Here is a 12,572-nt window from a genome sequence, read left to right on the forward strand (position 1 = left end):
GACCGGGTCAGCCGGCTTGCCTTCGCCTTCGATATTCTGCATGAACACCGGAGACGAAGATGTCGACGGTGCGCCGCACTCGGGCGGGTTGACATTTTTGGAGGCCGGACCGGGACCAGGACATGACCATCCCCTGCTACTACATCAATCTCGACCGCTCGCCCGAGCGCGACGCATCCTTTCGCGCCGAATGCGCCCGCGTCGGGATCGAGCCGACCCGCGTCGCTGCCGTCGACGGGCGAACCCTGCCGGACGAACTTATTGCCGCGATGGGGCCGCGCACATCGGGCGAATATGGCGTCGGCTATGGCGAGATCGGTTGTTTCCTGAGCCATGTCCGCGTCTGGGAAATAGTGGCAGCACAAACGCAGGACTGGGCCTTTGTCTGTGAGGACGACATCCACTTCGCGAGCAACGCCGCCAATTTTCTGCAGTCTTCCGACTGGCTGCCCAGGGACGCGGACCTGCTCAAGGCGGAGACGGTGTTTCAGCGCGTCTTGATGGGCAAAGAGCCCGCCTCCCTGGCCTTTGGCCATGGGCTGTTCCGGCTTAGCTCAGTCCATGGGGGAACTGCGGGCTATTTCGTCTCGCGCTGGGGCGCCGAGAAACTGCTCAAACTGACATCCGCCGCCTGTGATCCGGTGGATCAGCTGATGTTCAATCCAAAGCTTGGTATCTCCGGAAAACTGGCAATCTGGCAGTTGGAGCCAGCGATCTGTGTCCAGGACTATCTGGTCACTCCGAGCGACAGACATTCAGGCGTGGAAAGCATAGTAAACGCCGCGCCACGCCTGTTTCATCCCGATGGCGGTCGGGCGGCCAAGTCCAGAGGGTTTGATCGCCGGGTGCTTAAGCCGTTGCGCAAACTTGGCGTCGTAATGCAACGGATGATGATCAATGCACTAACCGCTCACAGATTTCGCAAAGTGCCTATCGAGATAGACGGTGTCCGCTTTGTCGCCGCGGGAAAGGTAAGCAAACCTTGAGAATCGCAATTCTTTACATCTGCACCGGAAGCTACCGGGTATTCCTGGAGGGGTTCCATGCGTCCTGCGAAAGTTACTTCCTGCCTGGCCATCAAAAGACCTATTTTGTTTTTACAGACCAGCCGCTTGACCGTGATTACCGGGGTGTTGTCACTGTGCATCAGGACAATCTGGGCTGGCCGGGCAACACGCTGGACCGGTTCACGGTGTTCACCAAGGTCCGCGACCAGCTTTCGGACTTCGATCATGTCTACTTCTTCAATGCCAATTGCCAGATTGTGGATCGCATTGGCGAGGAAATTCTGGCGGAACCCGGGGAGATTCTCGTTGTTCGCCATCCTGGTCATCATGAGCGGCCCCCGGCGGAACTGCCCTACGAACGCAGCCCCCGCTCAAAGGCTTTTGTCCCGGCAGGCGAAGGCAAGCATTACGTTGCCGGCGGCGTCAACGGCGGCCCGAGGGACAGCTATCTGGCCTTCATCGAAACAATGCGGAAGGCCGTGGAAGCGGACAAGAAGGCCGGTGTCATGGCTGTCTGGCACGACGAATCCCATCTCAACCGCTACATTCTCGATCATCCTCACAAACTGATGGATCCGGGCTATTGTTTTCCCGAGAACTGGCCACTGCCATTTCGACCGAAGATATTGATCAGAGACAAGGCGAAGTTTGGTGGGGCGCTGGCCTTGCGCAAGACCCGGCGCTGGCGCGCCCCCGACAACACCATTGTCATTGAGTTGCTTGGGCGCATGGGCAATCAAATGTTCCAGTATGCGACTGCGCGGGCGGCGGCGCTGCGCTGCGGCGCAAAAGTGGTTTTCGACACACGTACACTCGAGAAGATGGGGCATCCCTATGAACTCGGTCATTTCAATATCGAAGCCCGTATCGGCGGCCCCAAGGAACTTTGCCCGCCACGGGAGCGCAAGATCAAGCGCCTTGCCTGGCGAACCCTCGCCAAGATAGACGGGCGGTTCCTGCGCGAATCCCGCAACCGGTTCGATCCACGGGTGCTGCGCGCCAAGCCGGGTTCGGAACTCAGGGGCTATTGGCAATCCGAGCGTTATTTCACAGAGATCGCTCCTCAAATCCGCGACGACCTGAGGGTGCTGACGGCGCCCAGTGCTGAAAACCTGCAGATGATGGCTCAGATCGAAGCGTGTCTTTCGGTGTCTGTTCATGTCCGCCGTGGCGACTATCTCACCAGCGATAAGACCCGCGGTATTTACGCTGTCTGCGGTGAGGAATACTATGCCAAGGCGGCAGCATCTATTCTGGATTCAGTTGAGGGGACGCCGAGGTTTTTTGTCTTCTCCGATGATCCGGAATGGGCTCGATCCAATCTCGACCTGCCGGGCGAGAAAATTGTTGTGGCCATCAACGGACCGGAAATGCCATATGAGGACTTGCGGCTGATGGCAGCCTGTCGGCACAACATCATCGCCAATTCCACGTTCTCCTGGTGGGGTGCCTGGCTCAATCCGTCGCCGGACAAGATCGTGATCGGCCCGGAGACCTGGTATCTGGATCCCGGCCTATCGAATGAACACATCACCCCGCAGGGATGGCGGACAATTGAAAACACATAACCGCTGATCTCTCAAAAATGGGACTACAGATGAAAGAACCAAATAACGAAGAGGCGCGGCGAGCGTGGCTTGCAAGCCAACTCGGTTCATTTCCCGACAACCTTACAATTCTCGATGTCGGTGCGGGCGAATGCCAGTATAAGCCGTTGTGCGAACACCTTCGATACACAGCGCAAGACGTCGCGGAATATGATGGCGGTGGTAATCAGCGCGGCTTGCATACCGGGGACTGGGATTTCTCACAAATCGACATTCGCTGCGACATTCTGGATATACCAGAGGACACACAGTACGACATTGTTCTGTGTACCGAGGTACTGGAACATGTACCTGATCCGGTTGCCAGTTTGAAAAAGCTTGCCCGGCTTGTGGCCGACGGCGGTTACATGGTTGTGACCGCGCCATTTATTTCCGCCACGCATTTTGCGCCCTATCATTTTGCCACCGGATTCAGTGAGTATTTCTATCGCCACCATCTTCCTGAAGCCGGGTTCGAGATCGAGGTTCTTGAGCCAAATGGCGGCTATTTTGATTTTATGGCACAGGAGTTGATACGAGCCAGGGGGATGTCCCGCAAGTATGTGGGCCAGGAAGCAGGCGTCGTGCCTTCACTCATGTTCAAGTTGGCACGGTATCTGATGAAAAAAATGGCTCGCCTTGACGGACCACGGGGAAACCGCAATTCCAGTGAGTTCCTGACATTCGGCTGGCATGTCCGTGCCAGGAAAATATCCAAACCCGAAACGGTTCGTGATTGACCGCCAAATAGACAGGATTACATTTTGACCGAGATTCACAATTGTCAAAAACTTCACCTGGGATGTGGCTCTAAGCACATTCCCGGCTATTTTCATGTCGACGCGCTGGACTATCCGCATGTTGATCGCGTGGGCCCGGTGGACAAGCTGGACTTCATAGCCGATGGCACGGTTGAGCATATTTATGCCTGTCATCTGCTCGAGCATTTCGGGCGCAAGGAGTACGCGGCTGTTTTGCGGGAATGGCGGCGGGTGCTCAAGCGGGGTGGAACGTTGCGGCTTGCGGTGCCGGACTATGAGGCGTGCGCGAAACTATACGTCTCGGGGAAAGTCAGTGGCGGGTTGCCAACGATCCTCGGCCTGATGATGGGTGGGCAGCGGGATCAGTATGATTTTCACAAAATGGTTTTTGATGAGAAGAGCCTGACCGGATACCTTATGGAAGCTGGCTTCTCGGAAGTTTATCGATGGGACTGGCGTTTGACCGATCATGCCGGGCTCGATGATTACAGCCAAGCTTACCTGCCCCATATGGACAAGGAAAGTGGCACCTTAGTATCGCTTAACCTTGAGGCGCGGGCTTAAGGGCCATAGCAGCAAAACCAAAGGGATTACTACGTGACGATACGATCAGAGGCCAGGCGGGTTGTTCGGCGCTTGAAATACGCGCTGCAGGGCAAGCGACCGCCAAAGCCAGATGCATTTCTGGACGATTGTCGAGGGGTCATTCATGTCGGCGCGAGCAGTGGACAGGAAGCGCCCCAATACGCAGAACGCGGGCTGAATGTGCTTTGGTATGAACCGATCCCACTGGTGTTCCAGGAATTGCTGCAGACTATCGAACCCTACAGCAACCAGACGGCTATTGAAGCGCTGTTAACTGATCAGCCCAACGCATCTTACAAATTCAATATTGCTGGCAATCAAGGCTGTTCGTCATCGATTTTTGAGATGAAGGAACACAAGAAAATGTGGCCTGATGTGGGATACGTCTCCTCGATCGAGTTGCAATCGAGTACCTTGGTGAATTCTCTCACCGAGAATGCGGTTGATACCAGTCTGTACGATGCATTGATTCTGGATACGCAGGGTAGCGAGCTTCTGGTTTTAAAGGGTGCCGAGATGGTTTTGGATCGATTCCGTTACATCAAGACTGAAGCTGCTGATTTTGAGGCCTATGAAGGTTGCGCGCGTGCCAGCGAGATAGTGGCGTGGCTCGCGGAGCGCGGCTTTAAGAAAATTGATGAACGAGTTCTGATGAACAATGAATCCATTGGGAAGTATTATGATCTCGTGTTTCGAAAAGAGAGCACGTTCAATCAGTAGTCTCAGATTGATATCGCAACAATATTATAAGAGTAAACTAAAAATGGGATTCCATCTATGTTGAACGAGAGTGCCGCCGAAGTGTTGTCGCACTCCAGCAATATCCATTCGCAAAGCGGCGAGGATGGAGTCATTGATTATTTGTTGGAAAGAATTTCGAATCGGAACAAATGGTGCGTTGAATTCGGCGCTTGGGACGGAATATATCTGAGCAATACGCTGAACCTGATCGAGAATTTGGAATATTCAGCTGTATTGATCGAGGGAAACACAAAAAAATACCATGAACTATGTCGGAATATGCAAGAATTCGAACGGGTTACATGTGCAAATGAATTTGTGGGCTTCAGCCAATCTGACTCGCTCGACAACCTTTTGGCAAAAACTGGCTGCCCGGTGGATTTCGATCTTCTGTCAGTAGATATTGACGGAAATGACTATCACACGATCAATGCCATGGAGCTGTATCGACCCAAACTGATCTGTGTTGAGTTTAACCCGTCCATACCATCAATCGTGAACTATGTTCAGCCAGCGGATCCCGAGATCAGCCGTGGAAGCAGCCTTCGCGCCTTTTATGAATTGGGTAAGGAAAAAGACTACAAGCTGGTTTGTGCCAATAAATTCAATGCATTTCTCGTGCGCGGAGACCTGTGGCAGGGAGAGTATGTGCGTAACGATAGTGAGTTGATGGCCTTCCGCCAGGAAGAGCCGCCTTTGTCCGTAGTGTTTTCCGGGTTTGATGGCACGGTCATGCTCACCGAACCACACGACATGTTATGGCATGATGAAAAGCTAACGGCCGTCGACGTTCAGAAGTTCCCCGCTAGTCTCCGGCGCTATCCAGGGAATTACAACTGGTTGCAGTGGAAGATGTTCAAATGGCGCCGCCGGTTCAAGCGCTTGCTTGGCTAAAAGGCCGACCAGTTTGATTTGTGACCGCCGGTAGCCAGTATGTTGAAGAATTCTGCGTTGCTCCGCGGTCAGGGGTAACGCAGTCTATTTGTTCTTGCGCTCTGCCTTCAAATGGATTTCGGCAAATTCCGCGACCGACCGGGAAATTCCGTCTTCCAATCCGATCTTCGGCTTCCACCCCATCGCCCAGAGCTTGGCCGAATCCATCAGCTTTCGCGGTGTTCCGTCCGGCTTGGACGGATCAAGCTCGATCGAGCCGGGGTAACCTGACGAGCGCGCGATCGTCACCGCCAAGTCGCGGATCGTCACCTCGACTCCGCTGCCGACATTGACATGTTCATAGCCGGAGTAGTGTCTCATCAAAAAGACCAGCGCATCGGCGCAGTCATCTGCGTGCATGAACTCACGCAAGGGCGTGCCGCTGCCCCACAGCGTGATCGACGACGCCCCGGTGCTTTTTGCTTCATGCACCTTGCGGATCAGCGCTGGCAGCACGTGGCTGGTTTGCAGGTCATAATTATCACCAGTGCCATAAAGATTGGTCGGCATCGCCGAGATGAAATCCGCGCCGTGCTGCTTGCGGTAAGCCTGGCAGAGTTTAATGCCGGCGATCTTGGCTATTGCATACCATTCATTGGTTGGCTCAAGCGGGCCTGTGAGAAGGTCGCTTTCGGCAATCGGTTGTTTGGCAAACTTCGGATAGATGCAGGAGGAGCCAAGAAAGAGCAGCTTCTCGACGCCATTCTGATGAGCCGCATGGATGATGTTGGCCTCAATCATCAGATTCTCGTAGAGAAAATCTGCAGGCAGCGTATTGTTGGCGAAGATACCGCCAACCTTGGCGGCAGCAAGAAACACAGCCTCGGGGCGGTTCTCCGCAAACCATTCCTGAACTGCACTCTGGTTGGTCAGGTCCAGTTCGGAGCGCGTCGCATGGAGCACTGTACAGTTTTCCGACGCGAGACGGCGCACAATCGCGGACCCCACCATGCCGCGATGACCGGCGACATAGACACGTTTGCCTGCAAGTGAATAGAGAGCCTCAACCATGCTTCTTGGCTTCGTTCAGATCGGCTTCCGCCATTTCGGCGACGAGGTCGGCAAACGAAGTCTGAGGCGTCCAGCCAAGCTTCTGCTTGGCCTTGGAGGCGTCACCCAGCAACGTCTCGACTTCGGTCGGGCGGAAGTAGCGCGGGTCGACCTTGACGATCACCTTGCCGGACGGGTCGCGGCCGACTTCGTCCACGCCCTCGCCTTCAAAATTGATCGTCATATCAAGCGCGTCGGCGGCAGCTAGTACAAAGTCCCGCACCGAATATTGCACGCCGGTGGCAATGACGAAATCGTCGGGTTCGTCCTGCTGCAACATCAGCCACTGCATTTCGACATAGTCGCGGGCGTGGCCCCAATCGCGCAACGCATCGAGATTGCCAAGACTGAGCTTGTCCTGCTGGCCAAGCTTGATCCGCGCCAGGGCGCGAGTGATCTTGCGGGTGACGAAGGTTTCTCCGCGCAATGGGCTTTCGTGGTTGAACAAAATGCCATTGCAGGCGTAGAGCCCGTAGGCCTCGCGGTAGTTGACCGTAATCCAGTAGGCGTAAAGCTTGGCCACTGCATAGGGCGAACGCGGATAAAACGGCGTGCGCTCTGTTTGCGGGGTTTCCTGCACCAGGCCGTAAAGCTCCGAGGTCGAGGCCTGGTAGAATTTGCTCTTGTCCTTGAGGCCGAGAATGCGGATGGCTTCGAGCAGGCGCAGCGTGCCGATGGCATCGGAGTTGGCGGTGTATTCCGGCTCCTCGAAGCTCACCGCGACATGACTCTGGGCGGCCAGATTGTAGACCTCGTCGGGCTTGGTCTGCTGCAGGATGTGGGTCAGCGACGAGGAATCGGTCATGTCGCCATGGTGCAGCGCGAATTGGCCGGAACGCCCGTGTTCGCCATCGAGAAGATGGTCGATGCGGGCCGTGTTGAACAGCGAAGTGCGCCGCTTGACGCCGTGCACCTCATAGCCCTTCTTGAGCAGGAACTCCGACAGGTAGGCGCCATCCTGACCGGTCACGCCGGTGATGAGAGCGGTTTTCGGCGATGTCGATTGAGTCATGGCTTCGGCTTTGTCCTTTGGGCGGCGGCATCCTGCACGATACGGGCGGCGGCGCGGTAATGATCGGCGTAGTGAGACGCCTTTTCCTTGTTCTTGGCGATAAATTCAAGCCGGGACTGATAGTCCGCCACTGAGGCCGAGCCAATCGCGGCCTGAATGTCTTCAAAAGAATTGCAGACAATCATCCCGCGCGGATCAAATATCTCATCGATATCTGGCGCTCCCCAGTAGATGGGCACGGTTTCACACAGCAGGCAATCCACCAGCTTCTCGGTGAAGTAACTGGTTTCTCTCACATTCTCGATGATAACCGAATAGCGATAGGGCGCCAGACCGTCCGATTTGCGCTCGAACGGTTGATAGCCGCTTCCGAGAATGTCCGCGTCGATCGCGTTGACCTTGATCCAGTCAACCGTGCGATGGCGCAATTTGTGGCCTTCGAGATAGTTCTTCGTCGACGCGATCAGCGACAGCATCCGGGATTTGGACGTATCGGTTGTGCGCCAATCCGGCACCCAGGTTGTCCCGACGAGAAAGCGGAGGCCATTGGGGACTGCCCCAAGCAGGGCGGGATTGCAGGTCAACACAGCAAAGAAACGCCACCACAGCACTCTCAGCCATGCCATGTTGCGGCTATTAACAGCCTTTGGCTCGACCACCATCACGCAGACCCGGGCGCGAACACCCGGGCGCGGCATGTAGAGCAGCCGTGAAGTCACATGGGCGATCAGGTGATCACCGGGTTCCATGTTCGCCACGGTGCCGCTCATCAGCCGCACGGGGCGTCCCAACGGCCAAACCAGGTCGTCGAGCGGGGTTCGTGCCAGCTGCGGGCCGACCCGTGTGCCGTAGTGCAGCAGCGCCACCGCCGGGGCATCTTCGTTGATGGAATGGTCAGTCATGATCCAGAATTGCCGATGTTTCGATACCGCTAGGTTCCTGATCGGTTTCTCCGGCTTTTTCAAGGTGTGAACAGCGCATTGCCGTTTTTCGGCAATGCGCTGTCCGCCGGTCCTGACGCTGGAACGCCCTGCGATCGATCGGGTGCACTCTGCTGGCCCTAACCCGTCGCGGCTGGCGTGTTATCCGTTCGAAAACAGCTCCGGATGCTTGATGGCCAGCGGTTCGAGAAACTTGATCAGCTGATTGAGGTGGTATCGCGTGGCTTCGCGCGCCGCTTTTGCATCGCGCGCCTCGAGCGCCGCCACGATCGCCTTGTGTTCGGCAAGCGTTGCCTGCATCCGTCCCGGTGCGGGCAGGTTGAGATGGCGGGCGCGATTGACGTGGATCCAGGCTGTCTCGGCCAGTGCCGCCAGTCGCCGGTAACCTGTAAACGACAGGATCAGTTCGTGCATCCGGGCGTCCATCTGGTGAAAACCGGCCAGGTCGCCATCCTGCATCAACGCTTCCTGGATGCGCAGATTGCGGCGCAACTGCACCAGTTGCTCCTCGGTGATCGTGGCGGCCGCCCTTTCCACGGCGGCCAGTTCCAGCGCTTCGCGCAAGAAGGCGCCCTCGCTGATTTCCGCCATTGAAAACCGCGTCACGAAGGTTCCGGTTTGCGGAATGATATCGACCAGACCTTCGCTGGCGAGCCGCGCCATGGCTTCTGTGACGGGAGATCGCGAGACGCCGAGCTCCGCGCAGATTTCCTGTTTCTGCATCCTTTCGCCCGGCCGGAACGCCAGTGTCAGGATTGCCTGCTTGAGTGAGAGATAGACCTTTTGGGAAAGCGAACCGGAATAATCGTCGAGTGGCTGGAGCGTAGGCCGGGATTTTTTCACATCTTGCAGTGGACTATCCTCATTAGCTGTCATACTAACATGTTAGTTCGAACTTCCGGTCAGTCAAGCGGTGCGCGGCTTTTAACGACAGGCCCCAAACAACGGATCGATCCATGACCACCGAGCTTGCTCAGACTATCCGCCTCCACCCCAAGGACAATGTCATCATCGCGCTCAAGGACCTGGCCTTGGCCAAGACGGTGCCGGGGTTGGATGTCCCGCTCAGGGATCCCGTGGCGCGCGGACACAAGATCGCGACACATCCGATCGCCCAGGGTGAGAAAGTCATCCGTTACGGCCAGACCATCGGCATCGCGACTCGCGCCATCGCCCCCGGCGAGCATGTGCATGTGCACAATCTCGGCATGGGCGGCCACGCCGAGGCGAAGGACTTTTCCACAGAGGTCACGCCGCTTCCCGTCACGTCCGAAACGCGCCATTTCATGGGTTACCACCGCGCCGATGGCAGCGTCGGCACCCGCAACTATCTCGGCATCCTCACTTCTGTGAACTGCTCCGGTTCGGTCGCGCGTTTCATCGCCGAAGCGGTGGAGAAGCAGGGCTGGCTCGACGAATTCGACAATATCGACGGGGTGGTGCCGATTGTCCATGGCAGCGGCTGCGGCATGTCGGGGCGTGACGAGGGCTATGACACGCTGTTCCGGACATTGCAGGGCTATGCCCGCAACCCCAACTTCGCCGGCATCCTGTTGCTCGGGCTCGGCTGCGAGGTCATGCAGATCCCCGACCTGGTGGGCAGGGGGCGCATGCGTTCGGACGGCAATGTCCGCTACATGACGATCCAGCAGACCGGCGGCACCCGCAAATCCATCGAGCGCGGCGTCGAGCAACTCAGGGAAATGGCAGCCGTTGCCAACACGATTGCCCGTGCGCCCGCTGGCCTCGAACATCTGATGATCGGCATGCAATGCGGCGGCTCGGATGGCTATTCCGGCATCACCGCCAATCCGGCGCTCGGGGTTGCCTCGGATCTGCTGGTCGCCCATGGCGGCACCACCATCCTGTCTGAAACCTCCGAGATCTACGGCGCCGAACATCTTTTGACCCGCCGGGCGGTGACTCCTGAGGTCGGCGAAAAGATCGTCGAGCGGATCCGCTGGTGGGAGGATTACACCGCGCGCAACGGCGGCGAGATGGACAACAATCCCTCGCCCGGCAACAAGAAGGGCGGCTTGACAACCATCCTCGAAAAATCACTGGGAGCGGTGGCCAAGGGCGGCACCGCGCCGCTGACCCAGGTTTACAAGTTTGCTGAACCGGTGACCGAGCGCGGCTTCGTGTTCATGGACAGCCCCGGTTACGATCCTTGCTCGGTGACCGGCCAAATCGCGTCGGGTGCCAATCTGGTCGCGTTTACCACCGGCCGCGGCTCGGTGTCGGGCTACAAGCCTGTGCCCTGCATCAAGCTCGCCACCAATTCGGAAATGTATGGCCGCATGTCCGAAGACATGGATATCAACTGCGGTGACATCATCACCGATGGCGTCAGCCTCGAGGACAAGGGCCGCGAGATATTTGAGCTGTTCCTGCGCGTGGCCTCCGGCGAGGAAACCAGGAGCGAGGAGCTGGGCTTTGGCGGCGCCGAATTCGTGCCCTGGCAGATGGGCGCGGTGATGTAGCTGCGAGCCCCCGATTATCGGCAGGGTCTATAACGCATACGAAAACGGCGCCTGGGGGGCGCCGTTGTCATTTTCGCGGTTCAATGAACGCTAGATATTTCCGGCGCTCATTTCCCGGGCGATATAGTCTGCCTGGCGTATCGCCAGTGCAACGATCGGTGCGGGTGACACCCAGCTTTGTTTCGGCCTTTTCGTACCAGGGCGCCATTTCCGCAAGATCTATTGGCCAGTCGAGCAGGTTCGCCCCCTGAACATCGCCGTAGGTGGTGTGCGCCTTGAATTCATGTTCCTGGAAACACAAGGATGCCCCGGCCCAGTGGATCGAGGTGCCGCCGACGGCCTTCACGATCCACGCCATCGAGGCGGGCTGGAGTGCCGTGGTTTCCATCGCCCAGGCCGCATCAGTACCGGCAATGAAATTTGGTCCGACGATGAACGCCGCGCCTGCCGCGACCGATCGCGCCAAAAGCTGGCGGCGCGTCATCCCTTGCCGCTCGGATTGAATTGTCATGATTTTCCTCCCTTGGTGGTGTTTGTCCTGCCGTGTCTGCCGGAACCTCCTCCCGCCAGGTTCGCCATCTCCGGCTAGAGATAGCGTCCGGCGCGTTGAAGCACTTCGATCTGGTATCCATCCGGATCGGCGATGAAGAAGAAGCGGGCGATCACGTCGCCGTCAGGGGCGAAGTCGACAAGCTTGCGAGGGCTCAGGCCAAGCTCGCTTAGCCGCGCATGCTCGCTGTCGACATCAGTGACTGAAAACGCCAGATGACCATAGCCGTCGCCCAGATCATAGGGTTCGGTCCTGTCCTTGTTGACAGTCAATTCGAGCTCGAACCCGGTTTCTGGATTGCTGAGATAGACGAGGGTGAAGCTGTCGAAACCGAGCCTGTCGGCAATGTCGAGGCCGAAGGCAGCTTTGTAGAATTCGACAGAGCGTGCTTCTTCGAGCACACGGATCATGCTGTGGATGGCCTTGGCCATGGTCTCTCCCGTATGGTTTCAAACTTGGCGGCAAGTCTGGAACCAATCGGGGCAACCCGGGTAGTACTTGTATACTACGGCTGTTTTTTCATTCCGCCGCCATCAGGTGGTCGCCGTTCATGCCGCTGTTCTCGAGGTAGACCAGACAACAGCAGCGCAGCAGCGACGCGAAATTTTTCGGCTCTCCGTGCAGTTCCAGCACTTCGGAATGCAGTTTCGACATGAACACCGGGGTTGTCATGCCCTGGGAGTCCGCGAGCTCGTCCATGATGCCCCAGAAGGTTCGTTCAAGCCGGATCGACGTGCTTTGGCCGTTTAATCGGAGTCGGCGGGTGACCTGTTCGTACCGTGACGGGTCCTGACCTGCGAACATTTTGCACATGTTTTTCTCCTCCTTCGTGGCGCGGTCATTGAAACCGTGACTGCACCAGCAGGTGACTTTGCAGCAAGTGGTGCGCTTTTGCCAAGTGCTGTTGCCAAAAGAGATCAGCC

General features: G+C 57.1%; 13 protein-coding genes and 1 pseudogene. 7 read left to right on the top strand and 7 right to left on the bottom strand.

What is annotated here, in order from left to right; translation table 11 throughout:
• The first annotated feature begins 122 nt into the window (after positions 1-122).
• From ABJN75_RS14810 to ABJN75_RS14835, 6 genes are read left to right on the top strand one after another with little or no spacing between them, the layout of a single operon-like run.
• Positions 123-986, top strand: a complete 864-nt coding sequence (locus ABJN75_RS14810) for a glycosyltransferase family 25 protein (RefSeq protein WP_348440345.1) — start codon at positions 123-125, stop codon at positions 984-986.
• On the top strand, positions 983-2,575 hold the full coding sequence (locus ABJN75_RS14815) for a family 6 glucosyltransferase (protein ID WP_348440346.1): 1,593 nt from the start codon (positions 983-985) through the stop codon (positions 2,573-2,575). The genes ABJN75_RS14810 and ABJN75_RS14815 overlap by 4 nt, the downstream gene beginning before the upstream one ends.
• Positions 2,576-2,604: 29 nt before the next feature.
• Positions 2,605-3,333, top strand: a complete 729-nt coding sequence (locus tag ABJN75_RS14820; protein WP_348440347.1) for a class I SAM-dependent methyltransferase — start codon at positions 2,605-2,607, stop codon at positions 3,331-3,333.
• 24 nt (positions 3,334-3,357) lie between these two features.
• Positions 3,358-3,918 (top strand): methyltransferase domain-containing protein, encoded by a 561-nt coding sequence (locus tag ABJN75_RS14825; protein ID WP_348440348.1) that lies wholly within the window; start codon positions 3,358-3,360, stop codon positions 3,916-3,918.
• A gap of 33 nt (positions 3,919-3,951) precedes the next feature.
• On the top strand, positions 3,952-4,659 hold the full coding sequence (locus ABJN75_RS14830) for an FkbM family methyltransferase (RefSeq protein ID WP_348440349.1): 708 nt from the start codon (positions 3,952-3,954) through the stop codon (positions 4,657-4,659).
• A 57-nt stretch (positions 4,660-4,716) separates the two neighbouring features.
• Positions 4,717-5,574: a hypothetical protein gene (locus ABJN75_RS14835; RefSeq protein ID WP_348440350.1), complete on the top strand. Its 858-nt coding sequence runs from the start codon at positions 4,717-4,719 to the stop codon at positions 5,572-5,574.
• A gap of 84 nt (positions 5,575-5,658) precedes the next feature.
• On the opposite strand, the gene ABJN75_RS14840 is transcribed toward ABJN75_RS14835, so the two are convergent.
• The 4 genes from ABJN75_RS14840 to ABJN75_RS14855 form a co-directional block, all read right to left on the bottom strand.
• Positions 5,659-6,624 (bottom strand): GDP-L-fucose synthase, encoded by a 966-nt coding sequence (locus tag ABJN75_RS14840; protein WP_348440351.1) that lies wholly within the window; start codon positions 6,622-6,624, stop codon positions 5,659-5,661.
• Positions 6,617-7,675: a GDP-mannose 4,6-dehydratase gene (gene gmd / locus ABJN75_RS14845; protein ID WP_348440352.1), complete on the bottom strand. Its 1,059-nt coding sequence runs from the start codon at positions 7,673-7,675 to the stop codon at positions 6,617-6,619. The genes ABJN75_RS14840 and gmd overlap by 8 nt, the downstream gene beginning before the upstream one ends.
• Entirely contained in the window at positions 7,672-8,577 is a 906-nt protein-coding gene (locus ABJN75_RS14850) for a glycosyltransferase family 10 (protein ID WP_348440353.1), read from the bottom strand. The genes gmd and ABJN75_RS14850 overlap by 4 nt, the downstream gene beginning before the upstream one ends.
• 180 nt (positions 8,578-8,757) lie before the next feature.
• Positions 8,758-9,459, bottom strand: coding sequence for a GntR family transcriptional regulator (locus ABJN75_RS14855; RefSeq protein WP_348440354.1), 702 nt, complete (start codon positions 9,457-9,459; stop codon positions 8,758-8,760).
• A 113-nt stretch (positions 9,460-9,572) separates the two neighbouring features.
• Between ABJN75_RS14855 and ABJN75_RS14860 the strand changes: the two genes are divergently transcribed.
• On the top strand, positions 9,573-11,099 hold the full coding sequence (locus ABJN75_RS14860; protein ID WP_348440355.1) for an altronate dehydratase family protein: 1,527 nt from the start codon (positions 9,573-9,575) through the stop codon (positions 11,097-11,099).
• A gap of 154 nt (positions 11,100-11,253) precedes the next feature.
• Here the strand turns inward: ABJN75_RS14860 and ABJN75_RS14865 are convergent.
• From ABJN75_RS14865 to ABJN75_RS14875, 3 genes and pseudogenes are all read right to left on the bottom strand, one after another.
• Positions 11,254-11,454: pseudogene (locus ABJN75_RS14865) on the bottom strand (GMC family oxidoreductase); the annotation flags it as partial.
• Positions 11,455-11,684: 230 nt separating this feature from the next.
• On the bottom strand, positions 11,685-12,080 hold the full coding sequence (locus tag ABJN75_RS14870; protein ID WP_348440356.1) for a VOC family protein: 396 nt from the start codon (positions 12,078-12,080) through the stop codon (positions 11,685-11,687).
• Between the two features lie 88 nt (positions 12,081-12,168).
• On the bottom strand, positions 12,169-12,462 hold the full coding sequence (locus ABJN75_RS14875) for a ribbon-helix-helix domain-containing protein (protein WP_348440357.1): 294 nt from the start codon (positions 12,460-12,462) through the stop codon (positions 12,169-12,171).
• Positions 12,463-12,572 lie beyond the last annotated feature (110 nt).

Source organism: Hoeflea sp. (assembly GCF_039975035.1).
In the GTDB taxonomy this organism is placed as follows: domain Bacteria; phylum Pseudomonadota; class Alphaproteobacteria; order Rhizobiales; family Rhizobiaceae; genus Hoeflea.